Below are 15,525 nucleotides of genomic sequence, written 5' to 3' on the forward strand. Positions count from 1 at the left end.
GCAGATGAGGCAGAACCTGGCCCGGCGTGCGGCGCTGGTGGACGCGGCCATCGAAGTGCTCGCCCGCGAGGGCGCCCGCGGCCTCACCTTCCGGGCCGTCGACGCCGAGGCGGACGTCCCCAAGGGCACCGCGTCCAACTACTTCGCCAACCGCGACGACCTGCTCACCCAGGCCGGGGGGCGGATCTACGAGTGCCTGCGCCCGGACGACGCCACGATGGAGGCCATGTTCACCGGCCCGGCCACCCGCGCGCGGACCGCGGAGCTGGTGCGCGAAGTGGTGGAGCGCGTCTCGGCGTACAGCACGGGCTACCTCGCTCTCCTCGAACTGCGGCTGGAAGCCACCCGCCGCCCCGAGCTGCGCGCCGTGCTCACCGCACGCGTCAGCGAGGACGTCGAGGCGAATGTCGCCAACCATCTGGCCTCCGGTCTGCCCGGAGACGCCGACGCGGTCAGGATGATCTATCTGGCGGCCAACTGGCTGGTGGTGGAGCGCCTCACGCTGCCCGACGTCTTCCCCAAGGAGCAGGCGGGCGATCTCATCACGGCCCTGGTCGAGCGGCTGCTCCCGCCTGACGAGTAGTGGTCTGGGTCAGCCCTCGTACACGCTGTACTCCTTGTGGTCCTTGACCGGGACGGCGAAGGCCGCCTTCTGCACATCCTCGGTGATCTTCTTCGCGATCAGGTTCTTCCAGGGCATGTAGGGCAGCATCCGCACCAGCGCCATCCGCAGCCGGATCTTGCCCTTGGAGGAGACCGTCATCTCCTTGGCGAAGCCCTCCGCGAACTTCTGGTTCACCTCGACGCCCGGCCGCATCAGGCTCTCGTAGCGCTCGTACGCCACCGAGTGGTCGCCGTTCGCCGCCGCCAGTTCGCCCGCCAGGATGTACGCGCCGATCAGGGCGAGGCCGGTGCCCTGACCTGAGGCCGGGGAGGCGCAGTGGGCCGCATCGCCCAGCAGTACGACCCGCCCCTTCGACCAACTGTCCATCTCGATCAGGCTGATGGAGTCGAAGTAGAAGTCGTCGGCGGCCGCGGCGTTGTCCAGCATCTTCGGGATTTCCCAGCCGTCGCCCGTGAAGACGTCGGCGAGAATCTTCTTCTGCTGCGCCATGTCCCGGTAGTCGTAGGAGAGTTCCGGCGCGCCGAAGACGAACATGTTCTTGGCGGTGCTCTCGCCGCCCGAACTGTAGGCGCACACCAGCTTGTTGGGCAGCGCGTGGTACGTCTCCCAGCGGTCCAGGTCCAGGTCGTTGGGTGCGGTGAAGATGGAGATGTACGCGCCCAGGTGCCGCTTGAACTGCTTTTCGTCGCCGAAGACCAGCCGGCGGGTGTGCGAGTGCAGCCCGTCCGCGCCCACCACCAGATCGAAGCGGCGCGGCTCGCCCTGCTCGAAGGTGACGTCGACGCCGTCCGCGTCCTCGGTGAGCGTGGCGATGGAGTCGCCGAAGATGTACTCGATGTCGTTGCGGGTGCGCTCGTGGAGGATCTGCGCGAGGTCGCCGCGCATGACCTCGTCGTCGCCGTCCACCCGGCCGCCGAAGAAGTCGGCCGGCATCTCGGCGATGGTGGCGCCGGCGTTGTCGACGTACGAGCCGCCCTGCATATCGGTGGAGGCGCGGCGTACGTCGTCGAGGATGCCCATCCGCTCGCAGACGTCGATGGAGACGCCGCGCAGGTCGACCTTGTAGCCGCCGGGGCGGAGCTCCGGTGCGCGCTCGACGACGGTCGGCGTGAATCCGTAGCGGTGCAGCCAGAGAGCGAGGGCCGGGCCCGCGATCGAGGCGCCGGAGATCAGAACCGTCTTGTTGGCGAGCTTGCCGCTGGTGGCGGGGCGCTTCGTCATCGGGACTCCCGTGTCGAGTGGTGGGCGGCGGTGCGCGTTCGCGCTTGCCGATGACCCGACTATACGAGCGTCCCATACGCTTGTCTATGACGACTGTATAGATTCTTCAGTCCCTGCCCAGCACCACCGTCCCCGAGGAGCAGAACCAGCCACCCGTACCGGAGGCGACCGCCAGCCGCGGCGGCCCGCCGACCGCCTTGCGCACCTGGTGGCCGCCCGCCTCGCCGCGCAGCTGCCGCACCGCCTCGACCAGCAGGAACAGTCCGCGCATCCCCGGATGGCAGGCGGAGAGACCGCCGCCGTCGGTGTTGACCGGCAGCTCGCCGTCCCGCGTCAGCCGCCCTTTCTCGACGAACGGGCCGCCCTCGCCCTTGGCGCAGAAACCCAGGTCTTCGAGGGTCACCAGAGTCATATAGGTGAAGGCGTCATAGATCTCGGCGATATCCATGTCGGCAGGGGAGACGCCCGCGCGCTCGAAGGCGAGGCGGCCCGAGACCGCCGCCGGGGAGACGGTGAAGTCCTCCCACTCCGACATGGTGGTGTGCGAGACGTACTCCCCGGTGCCGAGGATCCACACCGGGTCCTTCCTGGTGTCCGGTACGTACTCCTCGGCCGCGAGCAGCACCGCGCAGCCGCCGTCGCTGCGGATGCAGCAGTGCAGTTTGGTGAACGGGTCCGCGATCAACGGCCCGTCGAGCACCTCGTCGACGGTGATCGGCTCGCGGAACATCGCGTCCGGATTGGCGGCGGCGTTCGCCCGCGCCTGGACCGCCACCGACGCGAGCTGCTCCAGGGTCGTGCCGTACTCGTGCATATGGCGGCGGGCGGCCATCGCGTACTTGGAGATGAGCGTGTGCCCGTAAGGGACCTCGAACTGCAGCGGTCCGCGGCCGCCGAAGGAGAGGTTGGAGGTGCGCCGCCCCGCCCTGATGTCGGCGCGGGCGGTCGATCCGTAGACGAGGAGTACGGCATTGGCGTGACCGGCCGCGATCGCGTCGGCGGCGTGAGCCGCCATGACCTCCCAGGTGGCCCCGCCCACGGCGGTCGAATCCACCCACCTCGGCCGCAGGCCCAGATACTCGGCGACCTCGACCGGGGCGAGAGTGCCGAGGCTGGCCGAGCCGAAGCCGTCGATGACGGAGCGATCGAGGCCGGAGTCGGCGAGTGCGCGGCGGGCGGCCTGGGCATGCAGGGCGTACGGCGTGGGGCCGTCGACGCGTCCGCAGTCCGAGAGGGATATGCCGACGATGGCGACCTTGCGCGGGATGCGCGGAGTTGAAGGCATGAATCTGACGGTACATCAGATATCGGGAGACGTATCCCCCGATGGGCGCACGCCCCTGTGCATCTGGATCCGTCCGCTCTAACATGACGGCCCGTCAGATACGGAGGGGATCCCATGGACAGCGCCTTCACCGCGGAGCAGGACGAGATCCGCCGCACCCTGCGCGAGCTGCTGACCAAACGGTCGGGCCCGGACGAGGTCAAGGCCGCCGTCCGCACGGCCACCGGATACGACGCGGAGCTGTGGACGCAGCTGTCCGCGCAGCTGGGCCTGCCGGGGCTGGCGCTGCCGGAGTCGTACGGCGGCGTGGGCTGCGGTCTCACGGAGCTCGCACTCGCCTGTGAGGAGACCGGGCGGGCGCTGCTGCCCTCGCCATTGCTCGCCACGGCGGGGCTGGCGGCGCCGCTGATCGCCGCGCTCGGCACGCCCGCGCAGCGCGACGAGCTGCTCCCGCGCATCGCGGACGGCTCGCTGACCTGCGCACTCGCCGTACCGGGCGGCAGCCTCGCGGCGGCGCTCGGACTGAGCGGCGACAACGCGTCGGGGGAGTGGGCGGGCGGCGGCCGGGCCGGCGGCGTCCAGGCGCGGCCGGGTGATGGCGGCGGCCGACTGCTGTACGGGGAGGCCTGTCAGGTCCTCGACGGCCACAGCGCGGGGCTGCTGCTCGTCGCGGCCCATACGGGCGGCTTCGCCCGTAGCCGAACGCTCCTCTTCCTGGTCCGGGCGGATGCGGCGGGGCTTTCGCGGACCCGGCAGACCGCGCTGGACGAGACACGGCCGCAGGCCCGGGTGGAACTGCGGGACTGCGCGGCGGAGTTGCTGGGCGCGGACGACGCGGCGGATGTGCCGGGGGCGCTGGTGGCGACCGGGGTCCGGGCGGCGACGCTGCTTGCGGCGGAGGCGGTCGGCGCGGCGTCGTGTGCGCTGGACCGCACGCTGGAGTACGTCCGGGCGCGCGAGCAGTTCGGCCGAGCGATCGGCTCCTTCCAGGCGGTCAAGCACCGGCTGGCCGATCTGTACGTGCGGGTCCAGGCGGCCCGCTCGGCGGCGTACTACGCGGCCTGGGACCCGAGGGAGGGGGGCCTGGCGCTGGCGCAGGGCCTGGAAACGCTGCGGGTGGTCGCGGGCGAGGCGGTCCAGCTGCACGGCGGCATCGGCTTCACCTGGGAACACGAGGCGCATCTGTACTTCAAACGGGCGGCGGCGGACGAGCTGCTCTTCGGCCCGGTGCACAGGCTGCGCACCCGTGCGGCCGAACGGGCCGGACTCTTCGTCCCGCCGTCGGGAGCGGCGCCGGGAGCGCCGTCGGAAGCCGCGTCGGGGGCGGGGTTGGGAACGGCGCCGGGGGCCGAGTCTGGGTCGGGTTCCGCGGCGGCGCCGGGGCCCGAGGCGGTGGCGGTCTGATGGCGCTCGGTGTGCGCCTGGTCCAGAAGGTCTCGTCGACCCGCGCCTTCGCGAGGATCGCGCCTCACTTCATTCCGGCGCTGGACCGTGCCGTCCACCGGCTGACGCGGGGCAAGGTGCTGCTGAGCGCGCAGATGCTGCCGGGAGTCGTCCTCACGGCCCGCGGCGCGAAGAGCGGCCTGCCCAGAGTCACCCCGCTGGCGTGCATGCCGGAGGAGTCGGGCGACTGGATCCTGATCGGCTCCAACTTCGGCCGCGAGGGCCATCCGGCGTGGACCGCGAACCTGATCGAACACCCGGAGGCGGAGGTGAGTTGGAGGGGCAAGGACGTCCTGGTGCGGGCACGCCTGCTGGAGGGTGAGGAGAGGGAGAGGGCGTGGCGGGCGGCGCTGAGGTTCTGGCCGCCGTACGCGACGTACCAGTCCCGGGTGAAGAGAGAGATCCGCGTCTTCCGCCTGTCGCGCCGCCAGGTGGGCAGCTGACGGAGGCCTGTGACCGTGGGTTCCGGCCTCTGTCGGAGGCGTTCGTAGGGTGTTCGGCCGGTGCGGGCGCCGCGTCGGCGTGACAGGACCTGGGGTGACGCGACGCTGCCGCGCCTACTTCGTCGGCTTCCTGCCTGTGATGCCCAAATGCACCAACAGCCCCAGATTGGGCTTCAGTTCCGCCTGTTTCACACCCCAGGCCGTGAACCCCTTCTGATGCGACGCCACCGCCGCCAGCATCGCCACGAGCGAGCCCGCGATCGCCGCCGGGCTGACGTCCTTGTCGACCTTGCCCTTTGTCTGGAGTTCCTTCACCGCGTCCGTAAGGGAGTTGGTGACGGAGTTCAGGATCTTCATGCGGATCTTGTAGAACCGCTTGTCGCCCTCCGCCGCGCCGAGGTCGACCACCCGCAGGATCGCGTCATGGCGGCGCCAGAAGTCGAGGAAGCCCTCCACCAGCTCCTCCGAGGTCTGCCAGGCCGCCTTGCCGACCCAGGAGCGGCCGGCGACCAGTTCGGTCAACCCCGCGCCCTCCTTGGCCATTTCCTCGGCGATCTCGAGGACCGCGCCCTCGACGTCCGGGAAGTACTGGTAGAAGGTCGCGGGTGAAGTGCCCGCCTTCCGGGCCACGTCGATGACTTTGACGTCCCGGTACGGCGAGGAGCTGAGCATCTCGCTGAGGCAGTCGAGCAGCTTCTGCCGCGTCGCCTGGCCGCGTCGTCCAGCCACTCGGCCGTCGACGGTGCGTACTTGTCCTGTCATGCCGTCAGCTTACCGAGGGGTGATCGGCGCGCGATTCGGCCGAGTGCAAATGGGGTGCCTCAATAGTCTTATCAACAGCCTGTGGAAAACTTCTGTGCATAACTCAACGAAACGAGACCCCGGCCCCGGCCCCGGATCGTGGACCCCGGGCCCCGGATCCTGACAATTGAGCAATTTGTTCGATTTGATTCCCTGCGGCGTGCGTAATGCGCCATTAGCTTGAGTGTGACGGGCACCACATCCCGTTACAAGGGAAGGAATCGGGTCCATGGCCGCATTCACGGAGGGCACGCCCTGCTGGGTGGACGCAGCGCTCCCCGATGTCGAGGCGGGCAAGCGCTTCTACGGCGAGCTGTTCGGCTGGACATTCGACGAGGGGGGCGGCGGGTATGTCAACGCCTTCAGCGACGGAAAGCTCGTCGCCGGCCTCGCGCCCAAGCGGGACGGCCGGATGCCCACCGTCTGGGGCGTCTACTTCGCCACTCACGACGCCGCCGCCCTCGGCAGGAAGATCGCGGAGGCAGGCGGCCAGGTGATCACCTATCCGCAGCCGGTCGGCACCGCCGGCACGATCGTGGAGGCCGCGGACCCCGGCGGCGCGGTCTTCGGGCTCTGGCAGGCCGGCGACAGGCCCGGCTTCGAGAAGCAGGGCAAGCCCGGCTCGTTCTGCTGGACCGAGGTGTACACGCGCGACAAGGAGAGCGTCGACCCCTTCTACGAGTCGGTCTTCGGCTTTCAGGGAACGGATCTGCCGGACGCGCCCATCGACTTCCGGGCGTGGTCGCCCGCCGGTACGGAGCCCGGGGAGGACACCGCCATCGGTGGCCGCAGCGTGCTCACCGACGCCTTCCCGGCCGAGATGCCCGGCCACTTCCTCATCTACTTCTGCGTCGAGGACTGCGACGAGGCGGCCGCGGCGGTCACCCGCCTCGGCGGCCGGGTCCAGGCACCGCCCTTCGACATCCCGTACGGCCGTATCGCGGTGCTCGCCGACAATCAGGGCGCTTCCTTCGCCGTACTCGCCGAACCCGAGGAAGAGTCCAAGGCGGCCTGAAAGAGCGGGAGTTGGGGCGGCGAATGGTCTAGACCTGGAGCAGTGCGTTGATCCATAGTGGTGGTCCTTCCCCCACCGCGAAAGGACCCTCTCGTGCTGCGTACCAAGACCGCCCTGGCACTCGCCGCCGGCGCTGCCGTCGCCGCCGGACTGTTCACGGCGACCCCCGCCTCCGCCGCCCGGCTGCCCTGCAACCTCGCCGGCAGCGGTGACACCGCCTCCGCCAATTGCTACAGCGGCTCCTCATACACCTGGCGACTGGTTGTCGACTGCGACGACGTGAGCAACCCGAAGTGGCCGGCCCGCGTCAAGACCCTGTACGGGGCCTGGCGCACCGGGGACGGCAGCGACTCGATCTCCTGCGGCGGCTCCCTGCGTGCAAGCGGCCGTCTGGAGGCGCATAGCTAACCATTCCGCCCCCCGAACCGTGCCCGAAACCGGGTGAGACACCCCGATCCGCCCCCGGGTTCGCAACCGTCGCCTCCGACAGGAAGAATCAGGGTGTGCAACCGCTGAGGGTCTCGGCGGTGAGACGCTGCACGGGGCTGTGACGGGCCCCATTTCTTCTGGGGCCCGTACGGGGAGGTGGCAGGCAAGTGATGGAGCAGCTGACGCAGCATGACCCGAGACGGATCGGTCCGTTCGAGGTGCTGGGCCGGCTCGGTGCCGGCGGCATGGGACTGGTCTATCTCGCCCGGTCGGCGTCCGGCCGCCGGGTGGCGATCAAGACTGTGCGTACCGAGCTTGCCGAGGACCAGCTGTTCCGCGTCCGCTTCACCCGTGAGGTGGAGGCCGCCCGCGCCGTCAGCGGCTTCTACACCGCAGCCGTGGTGGACGCCGATCCGCGGGCGGCCGTGCCGTGGCTGGCCACCGCGTACGTCCCTGCCCCCTCACTCGAAGAAATAGTGAATGAGTGCGGGCCGATGCCGGCCCAGGCGGTGCGCTGGCTGGCGGCCGGCGTCGCGGAGGCGCTGCAGTCCATCCACGGCGCGGGTCTCGTCCACCGCGACCTCAAGCCGTCGAACGTCCTGGTCGTGGAGGACGGGCCGAGGGTCATCGACTTCGGCATCGCGTCCGGCGTCTCCAACACCCGGCTGACGATGACCAACGTCGCCGTGGGTACACCCGCGTACATGTCGCCGGAGCAGGCGCGCGACTCACGCAGCGTGACCGGCGCGAGCGATGTCTTCTCGCTCGGCTCCACGCTGGTCTTCGCGGCCACCGGACACGCGCCCTTCCACGGCGCGAACCCCGTCGAGACCGTGTTCATGCTGCTGCGCGAGGGCCCGGACCTGGAGGGGCTGCCGGACGAGCTCCGGCCGCTCATCGACTCCTGTATGCAGATGGAGGCCGGGCTGCGGCCGACGCCCGAGGATCTGCAGGCGCAGCTCGCTCCGCATCTCTTCTCCTCCGGCAGCGACGACAGCGGTACGGCGTCCGCCTGGCTGCCGACGCGGGCCACCGCGATGATCGAGCAGCGCCGCGGCGGACGCCCCCCGGCTCCGGCGCCGGCCCCGGTCCCGCAGCGCCCCGCCGAGCCCACGCCTCCGCGCCCTCAGGCGCCGCCGCAGCCGCAGCAGCCGCCGCCCTCCCGGCAGGGCGCGGACTGGGACTCCGCCTGGCGGGGCGGCAACGACCCGCGTACGGGCCAGGCCGCAGCCTCGCCCGCCCCGGCAGGGCCGGTCCGGCTGCCCGGCTCCAAGGTGCCGATCGGTCCAGGACCTCGGGTCGCGGACGCGGGCCGCGGCGGGGTCGTCGAGGCCGGTCCCGCGACCGGCTGGGTCCGCCCGCCCGGCGGGCTGAACGGCGCGGAGGCCGCGACCAGCGCCGTACCGTCTCCGGGACCGTCCGCCGTACCCCCCGCCGTTGCGGCGCCGGTGCCCCCGCCCGCTTCGCCGCCGGACGGCGCGGCCGGACACTGGCGGCCGTGGCGTTTCCGGATGTCGAACGACGTCTGGGGTACGCCGGTGGTGGCCGGTGACCTGCTGTATGTGACGTCCTTCGAGGTGCATGCCCTGGACGTGGGCAGCGGCCGGCGCCAGTTCAAGACCAGGGACGTGGCGTGGGCGATGGCGGTGGCCGGCGGCCGTATCCACGCCTCGGACGGGCCGACGCTGTACGCACTCGACGCGACGAACGGCCAGGAGCGGTGGCGGCTCCAGACCGACGCCTGGGTGTACTCCCTCAAGGCCGACCGCGGCACCGTCCTCACCGGGACGCGCGGCGGCGGCGTACAGGCCTGGGAGGCCTCCAGCGGTGAGAAGCTCTGGGAGACGGCCGGGGCGCAGACGGACTTCGAGACGCCCGAGGCCGGGCCCGCGATCTTCGACGACACGGTGTACGTGTGGAAGGACGCGAGGCTGCGTGCGCTGGAGGCCCGTACGGGTGCCGAGCGCTGGTCGTACCCCGTCGGTGACGCGGCGTCCTGCGGCAATGTGCCGGTACGGGTGCAGCCCGCGCCCGACGGTTATGTCTATGTCGCGGCCGGCACCCGCGTCCTCGCCATCGACATCGCCAACGGCCGGGTGCGCTGGCACTTCGAGTCGCCCGCGGTCTTCCTCTCGCCGCCGGTCTTCGCGCCGGGCCCGGCGGTGACGGGCGGCGGTGTCTATCTCGTCGACTACCTCGGCACGGTGTACGCCCTGGACGCCACGACCGGCAAGGACCGCTGGCGCATCGCCACGGAATCGCGGCAGTCCATCGAGCCGGTGCTGGTCGCGAACGGCAACATCCATGTCGGCAGCGGCAGCGCGCTCTACACCCTGGACGCGGTGACGGGCACACCCATGTGGCGCTTCGCGGCGGGTGGCGAGGTCATCGGCGCCCCGGTGGTCGCCGACGGCCGGGTCCACTTCGGCTCCGCGGACCATGTGCTCTACACCCTGGACGCGAGCGGCGGCCAGCTCCGCTGGAAGCTTGCGACGGGCGGCGAGATCACGGGCTCCCCGGTGGCGCAGGGCGGTGTGGTGTACGCGTGCAGCAAGGACCGCTGCGTGTACGCGCTGGACGCGGTCAAGGGCACGGCCACCGGCCGGGGCGGTCCGGGCGGCGCACGCTAGGGCTTGTCCTCCATCGCCGGACGGCCGGAAACGCGGCCTGTCCGGCGGGTGCCCCGATGGCGACCGGCACCGTCCGGGCGTAGCGTCGTGATCGAGAGCGGCACCCCCCAAGGGGGCCGGCGATGATCCGCAACATCATCGGCTGATTCTCGCTCTCGTCGGAGCGACGGCCGCCGTATGGAGCCCCTTCCGTGACTGCTACGACGGCCGTCACGCACGCGAGTACCCACCCCTGATTCGCGACTGCTACGGTGTCGCGCGATTGTCAGGTACATATAAGTGCTGTGAAGCACAGGGGGAGGACAGCGATGCTGGGCCGACGTCTCAAGCTCGCGGCCGTACTGGTCGTGGTGGTGCTGGCGCTGACCGGTTTCTCGAGTTCGGCCTCGACCGGCAAGGGCGGCAGGGGTGGCAAGAGCAGGTCGCACGGCAGCAGTGGTGGCGGAGGCGGCTGCTCCAGCTCCAAGAAGTCGAACGGCGGCTACCGCGACTACGACAACGACGACTACAGCTCGTCGTCCGGTTCATCCGGCTCGTCAGGGTCGGACTCGTACACCGAGGATCCGACGCCCACGGCGACCGCCACTGCCACCGCAAGGGCGACTGTCGTCACCTGTGTGAAGAAGGGCCGTGGAAAGCGCAAGGCCACAACGTCCGCCACGGTGAAGGTGGTTGCGGACAGCGGGGTCTCGCACAGGTACGAGGTCGACGTGGTGTTCGTGGACGCCGCGGGCGCGGTCGTCGACCGCGGAAACACCGAGGTCACGCTGGACGGCGGTGAGACCAGGACCGTCAAGGTCGCCATGCGGAGCCCCAAGTTGGTGGCACGGGTGAAGAAATGCGAAGCCGAGGCGCTGCTCGACGACTGAGCGCGGGAGGCCGCTGCGGGGGCCGCTGCGGGGCGGGCGCGTGGGTGGTTTTGTGGACGGCGCGGCGATCAACCGCTGCTAGGGTGACGTGCGCTCGTCAATCGAGCCCCACTCACCGACACGACTTTCAACGGGGGTTGAAACGTGAAGATCCGTCATGTCCGCGCCATTGCCGTATTCGGTATCGCAGTCGTCGCGCTGACCGGAGCCCGCGGCTCCCACGGCGGCAGCTGCGGCGGCAGCAGCCATGGAAGCAGCAGTAGCAGCGGTGGCAGCAACCACAACGACAGCAGCACCTCGAGTGGTTCCACCGGCTCTGTGACCGGCGGCTCCAGCGCCCACAAGGCCGAGCGTGACGTCAAGATCGACGAGTGCGGCCTCGACGCCTCCGGCAAGAACCTCACCGCGAAGATCACCGTCACCAACAGTGACTCGCTGGCGTACAAGTACGACGTGAGCCTGCAGTTCAAGGGCAACCTCGGCGACACGAAGGTCAACCTCGCCATCGCCAAGGTCGAGGACCTCCAGGTGCAGCCCGGTGCCTCTGCGCCCGGCAACGCGAGCACCCCGTACACCGGTTCCGGTGACGGCTCCGAGTACAAGAAGTGCGAAGTCATCAGCGCGAGCCGTACGGCGAGCTGACCGCCCTGTTGGGGCTCCGACCCGAGCCCCGCTCCTCAATCGCCGGAGGGGCTGGGGATGTTCGCCGACGGGGCTGGGATGCGGCTACCGCAACGTGTAGCTCCCCCGGCCCCGCCCGCCCTCGAAGAGTTCCGCCTGCCGCTCCGCCGGCAGATTCCCGAGCGTGATCAGGTGCGGGGCATGGGCGAGCGCCTGCGACCTGGCCGCCTCCCTCGCGGACCACACCGCCCGTACGGTCCCCTGCACCGCCTCGGTCGGGTACGACGCCACCACCGCGGCGGCCCGCAGCGCGGCCGCCACCGCCTCGCCCGGCTCCGTCAGCTCCGAGACCAGACCCGTCTCGTAGGCCCGCTGCGCCGAGATCCGCTCCGCCGTCCCCATCAGCGCCATCCGCGCCACTTCGCCGAACGGCATCCGCTGCGCCATGGAGATCGCCTCGTACGCGCTGACCATGCCGTACGTCGTATGCGGATCGAAGAACGTCGCCTCCCGCGAGGCCACCAGGAACTCGCTCTCCCCGAGCAGATAGAACGCCCCGCCGCAGGCCATCCCCTCCACGGCCGCGATCACCGGTTTCCACAGCTCGTTCGCCTTCGGCCCGATCGCGATCAGCGGATCGTCGATCGTGTACGGGGACGAGGGCTGCGGCACCCGCACCGAGCGGTCGATGCCGGTGCAGAACGCCTTGGTGCCCGCTCCGGTCACCACCACCGCCCGTACGGAGTCGTCGAAGCGGAACTGACGCCAGGCGGCGGCCAGTTCACCGGCCGTCGCCAGATCGATCGCGTTGTGCCGCTCGGCCCGGTCCAGCGTGACCAGCGCGACACCCGTCTCCTTGTACGTGTCGATGCCCAGGCTCATGCCCGCTCCAGCAGCCAGCGTGGCACGGTGACCCCGTCCAGCTCGGTGAACGCCACCCTCACTCCGGTCCCGATGCGCAGACGCGCCGGATCGACCGAGTTCAGCGGCGCGTCCGGCGCCGCGACCACATTGCCGACCAGGCGGATGCGGGGCGCGTCCAGGAGCTCGACGACGACCGCGTTGTACGGCGCCTGGGCGGCGTACGCGGGCAGCAACGGCGGATGGGGGAGTACGTAGGACCAGATGCGGCCGCGCCCGCTCATCCTGCGCCACTCACTGTCGAAGGACCGGCAGTGCGGGCAGCAGGGCCGTGGTGGGAAGCGCAGTTCGGCGCAGTCCGGGTCGGCGCAGGCCTGCACGCGGAGTTCGCCCTGCGCGGCGTACTCCCAGAAGGGCGCGCCGTCGTCGTCGACGACCGGCATCAGTAGCGAGTCCATCTCAACTCCTCAGCAGTACGGCCGAAGTGGGCACCCCTTCGCCCGCCGTGACCAGGCAGGTCGCGGCGTCCGGGACCTGCGCCGTGCTGGTGCCGCGCAGCTGCTTCACGCCCTCGGTGATGAGGTTGAAGCCGTGGACGTACGCCTCGCTCAGACCTCCGCCGCCGGTGTTGACCGGCAGCCGGCCGCCGATCTCCAGCGCACCGCCTTCGGTGAAGGCCGCGCCCTCCCCTCGTCCGCAGAAGCCGTAGCCCTCCAGCGAGAGCGGGACGAGCGGGGTGAACGCGTCGTAGATCTGCGCCACATCGACATCCTGCGGACCGAAGTCGGCGGTCTTCCACAGCTGCCTGGCGGCCGTCCAGGCGGGTCCGGTGAGCGGGTCGTCGTTCCAGTAGTTGACCATCCCGTGGTGCTGCGCGGGCAGGCCCTGGGCGGCGGAGTGGATGTACACCGGCTTCTGCCGGCAGTCGCGGGCCCGTTCGGCCGAGACGATCACGCAGGCCAGGGCGCCGTCCGTCTCCAGGCAGTTGTCGAAGAGGCAGAGCGGCTCGCTGATCCAGCGGGCGGTCATATACATCTCGCGGGTCAGCGGCCGCTCGTACATGACGGCGGCGGGGTTCTGGTTGGCGCGGTTGCGGCAGGCGAGGGCGACATTGAAGAGATGGTCGCGGGTGGCGCCGTACTCGTGCATGTATCTCCGCGCCAGCATGCCGATCTCGTCGGCGGGCCGCAGCAGACCGAAGGGACGGGTCCACTGGGCGGGCGTGGGGAGTTGAACCGCCGTGTTCTTCCAGGGCCTTGGGCCGCTGCCGCGTTTGCGGGAGCGCCAGGCGATGCCGACGCTCGCCTGACCGGTGGCGATCGCGCCCGCGAGATGGGCGATGGTGGCGCAGGAACCACCACCGCCGTAACCGGCCTTGGAGAAGAAGGTCACGTCCCCGGCGCCGATGGCCTTGGCGACCTCGACCTCGTCCGTCTCCTCCATCGTGTACGAGGCGAAGCCGTCGACCTCGGAAGGGTCGATACCGGCGTCGTCGAGCGCAGCGAGGACGGCGCGGCAGGCCAGGGTCTTCTCGGATTCGGGGAGTTGCCTGGCGAAGGGCGTCTGCCCTATGCCGACTATCGCCGCTGCGTCCTTGAGCGTCGCCACGGTGCGCCACCTCCGCGATCGTCCTCACTGCTGACAGCGCGTCAGGCTACAGCTAATCTGACGGATAGTCAGCTACTTGCGGTGGGAGGGCTTGCGATGCGCGGCGACCTGGAGTGGGGCAGCATCCCGAGGCTGGTACGGAGCGCTGCCGAACGGTACGGGGAGCGGGAGGCCGTCGTCGAGGGCCGCGTCAGGGTCTCGTACGCCGAACTGGGCGAGCGCGTCGAGCGTGCCGCCGCCGCCTGCATGGCGTCCGGCGTCGAGCCGGGCGACCGGGTCGCGGTCTGGGCGCCCAACACCCTCGACTGGATCGTCTCGGCACTCGGCGCGGTGACGGCCGGTGCGGTGCTGGTGCCGCTCAACACCCGCTTCAAGGGCGGCGAGGCGGCGTACGTCCTCCAGCGCAGCCGCGCCAAACTCCTCTTCATCACGGGCACATTCCTGGGCACCTCGTACGTCGCGTCCCTGCGCCGCGCGGAGGTGGACCTGCCACATCTGGAGCAGGTGGTGGTGCTGGCGGACAGCGCACCCGAGGACTTCCGTGACTGGAAGGACTTCCTGGCGGGCGGCGACGCCATCCCCGCCGCGGACGTCCGTGCCCGCGCCGACGCGATCGACTCGTCCGCGCCTTCCGACATCATCTTCACCTCGGGTACCACGGGCCGGCCCAAGGGCGCCGTCATCACTCATGCGCAGACGCTGCGCTGCTACGACATCTGGAGCGATCTCGCCGGGCTGCGCGAAGGCGACCGCTATCTGATCGTGAACCCGTTCTTCCATACCTTCGGCTACAAAGCGGGCATCATCGCCTGCCTGACGCGGGGCGCGACGATGGTCCCGCAGCCGGTCTTCAACGTGGACACGGTCCTGGCCAATATCGCCTCCGAACGCATCTCGGTACTGCCCGGCCCCCCGACCCTCCACCAGTCCCTGCTCGACCACCCGGCCCGCGACCAGCACGACCTCAGCGCGCTGCGGCTCGTCGTCACCGGCGCGGCGGTCGTGCCGCTCCAGCTGGTCGAGCGGCTGCGCAGTGAGCTGCGGATCGCCACGGTCCTCACGGCGTACGGCCTCTCCGAGGCGAGCGGCATCGTCACCATGTGCCGCCGCGGCGACGCCCCGGAGACGATCGCGTCCACCTCGGGCCGCGCGATCCCCGGCACAGAGGTCCGCGTGCTGGCCGGTTCGGGTGAACCGGGCGAGGTGCTGGTGCGTGGACACCATGTGATGCAGGGCTACTTCGAGGACCCGGAGGAGACGGCGAAGGCGATCGCCGAGGACGGCTGGCTGCGCACGGGCGACGTCGGCGTCCTGGACGATGCGGGCAATCTCCGTATCACCGACCGGATCAAGGACATGTTCATCGTCGGCGGCTTCAACGCGTATCCGGCGGAGATCGAGCAACTACTCGGCCTGCACCCGGATATCGCGGATGTCGCGGTGATCGGCGTACCTGACCCGCGGCTGGGCGAGGTGGGCAAGGCGTACGCGGTACGGCGCAGGGACTCGACGCTGACGGCGGACGATCTCATCGCCTGGTCGCGACGGGAGATGGCGAACTACAAGGTTCCGAGGGAGGTCGAGTTCGTGAGCGAGCTGCCCAGGAACGCGAGCGGGAAGGTGCTGAAGACGGAACTGCGGTCGCGCGAGCGCGTCTGACCGTCCGGCCGGCGA

The 15,525-nt window shown here is 70.4% G+C and carries 15 protein-coding genes; 9 read left to right on the forward strand and 6 right to left on the reverse strand.

Annotated elements, in window-relative coordinates:
- Positions 1-4 precede the first annotated feature (4 nt).
- A complete protein-coding gene (locus ACFYXH_RS09565; protein WP_389561520.1) occupies positions 5-583 on the forward strand; it encodes a TetR/AcrR family transcriptional regulator in 579 nt (192 codons plus the stop codon).
- 9 nt (positions 584-592) lie between these two features.
- Here the strand turns inward: ACFYXH_RS09565 and ACFYXH_RS09570 are convergent, their stop codons facing one another.
- Positions 593-1,846 (reverse strand): FAD-dependent monooxygenase, encoded by a 1,254-nt coding sequence (locus tag ACFYXH_RS09570; protein WP_389561521.1) that lies wholly within the window; start codon positions 1,844-1,846, stop codon positions 593-595.
- A gap of 106 nt (positions 1,847-1,952) precedes the next feature.
- The gene (locus ACFYXH_RS09575; RefSeq protein ID WP_389561522.1) at positions 1,953-3,131 is read right to left on the reverse strand and encodes an acetyl-CoA acetyltransferase; all 1,179 of its coding nucleotides are present in this window, start codon (positions 3,129-3,131) and stop codon (positions 1,953-1,955) included.
- 114 nt (positions 3,132-3,245) lie between these two features.
- On the opposite strand from ACFYXH_RS09575, the gene ACFYXH_RS09580 reads away from it, so the two are divergent.
- Complete coding sequence (locus ACFYXH_RS09580; protein ID WP_389561523.1) at positions 3,246-4,535, forward strand: acyl-CoA dehydrogenase family protein; 1,290 nt, start codon at positions 3,246-3,248, stop codon at positions 4,533-4,535.
- Positions 4,535-5,017, forward strand: coding sequence for a nitroreductase family deazaflavin-dependent oxidoreductase (locus ACFYXH_RS09585; RefSeq protein ID WP_389561524.1), 483 nt, complete (start codon positions 4,535-4,537; stop codon positions 5,015-5,017). The genes ACFYXH_RS09580 and ACFYXH_RS09585 overlap by 1 nt, the downstream gene beginning before the upstream one ends.
- A gap of 114 nt (positions 5,018-5,131) precedes the next feature.
- Here the strand turns inward: ACFYXH_RS09585 and ACFYXH_RS09590 are convergent, their stop codons facing one another.
- Entirely contained in the window at positions 5,132-5,779 is a 648-nt protein-coding gene (locus tag ACFYXH_RS09590) for a TetR family transcriptional regulator (protein ID WP_327324309.1), read from the reverse strand.
- A 268-nt stretch (positions 5,780-6,047) separates the two neighbouring features.
- On the opposite strand from ACFYXH_RS09590, the gene ACFYXH_RS09595 reads away from it, so the two are divergent.
- The 5 genes from ACFYXH_RS09595 (at position 6,048) to ACFYXH_RS09615 (ending at position 11,403) form a co-directional block, all read left to right on the forward strand.
- Entirely contained in the window at positions 6,048-6,833 is a 786-nt protein-coding gene (locus ACFYXH_RS09595; protein WP_389561525.1) for a VOC family protein, read from the forward strand.
- A 93-nt stretch (positions 6,834-6,926) separates the two neighbouring features.
- Positions 6,927-7,241, forward strand: coding sequence for a hypothetical protein (locus ACFYXH_RS09600; RefSeq protein ID WP_389561526.1), 315 nt, complete (start codon positions 6,927-6,929; stop codon positions 7,239-7,241).
- 191 nt (positions 7,242-7,432) lie between these two features.
- Positions 7,433-9,892 (forward strand): PQQ-binding-like beta-propeller repeat protein, encoded by a 2,460-nt coding sequence (locus tag ACFYXH_RS09605; RefSeq protein WP_389561527.1) that lies wholly within the window; start codon positions 7,433-7,435, stop codon positions 9,890-9,892.
- Between the two features lie 308 nt (positions 9,893-10,200).
- A complete protein-coding gene (locus tag ACFYXH_RS09610) occupies positions 10,201-10,761 on the forward strand; it encodes a hypothetical protein (RefSeq protein WP_389561528.1) in 561 nt (186 codons plus the stop codon).
- A gap of 144 nt (positions 10,762-10,905) precedes the next feature.
- Complete coding sequence (locus tag ACFYXH_RS09615; protein ID WP_389561529.1) at positions 10,906-11,403, forward strand: hypothetical protein; 498 nt, start codon at positions 10,906-10,908, stop codon at positions 11,401-11,403.
- A gap of 84 nt (positions 11,404-11,487) precedes the next feature.
- Here the strand turns inward: ACFYXH_RS09615 and ACFYXH_RS09620 are convergent, their stop codons facing one another.
- From ACFYXH_RS09620 to ACFYXH_RS09630, 3 genes are read right to left on the reverse strand one after another with little or no spacing between them, the layout of a single operon-like run.
- Complete coding sequence (locus tag ACFYXH_RS09620) at positions 11,488-12,264, reverse strand: enoyl-CoA hydratase/isomerase family protein (protein WP_389561530.1); 777 nt, start codon at positions 12,262-12,264, stop codon at positions 11,488-11,490.
- Positions 12,261-12,701, reverse strand: coding sequence for an OB-fold domain-containing protein (locus ACFYXH_RS09625; protein ID WP_362681499.1), 441 nt, complete (start codon positions 12,699-12,701; stop codon positions 12,261-12,263). The genes ACFYXH_RS09620 and ACFYXH_RS09625 overlap by 4 nt, the downstream gene beginning before the upstream one ends.
- Before the next feature lies 1 nt (position 12,702).
- Positions 12,703-13,851, reverse strand: a complete 1,149-nt coding sequence (locus ACFYXH_RS09630) for a lipid-transfer protein (RefSeq protein ID WP_389561531.1) — start codon at positions 13,849-13,851, stop codon at positions 12,703-12,705.
- Positions 13,852-13,947: 96 nt separating this feature from the next.
- Between ACFYXH_RS09630 and ACFYXH_RS09635 the strand changes: the two genes are divergently transcribed.
- Complete coding sequence (locus ACFYXH_RS09635) at positions 13,948-15,510, forward strand: FadD3 family acyl-CoA ligase (protein WP_389561532.1); 1,563 nt, start codon at positions 13,948-13,950, stop codon at positions 15,508-15,510.
- Positions 15,511-15,525: the final 15 nt, after the last annotated feature.

The organism is Streptomyces sp. NPDC002730 (assembly GCF_042888805.1).
In the GTDB taxonomy this organism is placed as follows: domain Bacteria; phylum Actinomycetota; class Actinomycetes; order Streptomycetales; family Streptomycetaceae; genus Streptomyces.

Bases quoted from the DNA above. Each gene is read 5' to 3' on its own strand.
- ACFYXH_RS09565 (WP_389561520.1), top strand. From the start codon at position 5: ATGAGGCAGAACCTGGCCCGGCGTGCGGCGCTGGTGGACGCGGCCATC.
- ACFYXH_RS09570 (WP_389561521.1), bottom strand. From the start codon at position 1,846: ATGACGAAGCGCCCCGCCACCAGCGGCAAGCTCGCCAACAAGACGGTT.
- ACFYXH_RS09575 (WP_389561522.1), bottom strand. From the start codon at position 3,131: ATGCCTTCAACTCCGCGCATCCCGCGCAAGGTCGCCATCGTCGGCATA.
- ACFYXH_RS09580 (WP_389561523.1), top strand. From the start codon at position 3,246: ATGGACAGCGCCTTCACCGCGGAGCAGGACGAGATCCGCCGCACCCTG.
- ACFYXH_RS09585 (WP_389561524.1), top strand. From the start codon at position 4,535: ATGGCGCTCGGTGTGCGCCTGGTCCAGAAGGTCTCGTCGACCCGCGCC.
- ACFYXH_RS09590 (WP_327324309.1), bottom strand. From the start codon at position 5,779: ATGACAGGACAAGTACGCACCGTCGACGGCCGAGTGGCTGGACGACGC.
- ACFYXH_RS09595 (WP_389561525.1), top strand. From the start codon at position 6,048: ATGGCCGCATTCACGGAGGGCACGCCCTGCTGGGTGGACGCAGCGCTC.
- ACFYXH_RS09605 (WP_389561527.1), top strand. From the start codon at position 7,433: ATGGAGCAGCTGACGCAGCATGACCCGAGACGGATCGGTCCGTTCGAG.
- ACFYXH_RS09610 (WP_389561528.1), top strand. From the start codon at position 10,201: ATGCTGGGCCGACGTCTCAAGCTCGCGGCCGTACTGGTCGTGGTGGTG.
- ACFYXH_RS09620 (WP_389561530.1), bottom strand. From the start codon at position 12,264: ATGAGCCTGGGCATCGACACGTACAAGGAGACGGGTGTCGCGCTGGTC.
- ACFYXH_RS09625 (WP_362681499.1), bottom strand. From the start codon at position 12,701: ATGGACTCGCTACTGATGCCGGTCGTCGACGACGACGGCGCGCCCTTC.
- ACFYXH_RS09635 (WP_389561532.1), top strand. From the start codon at position 13,948: ATGCGCGGCGACCTGGAGTGGGGCAGCATCCCGAGGCTGGTACGGAGC.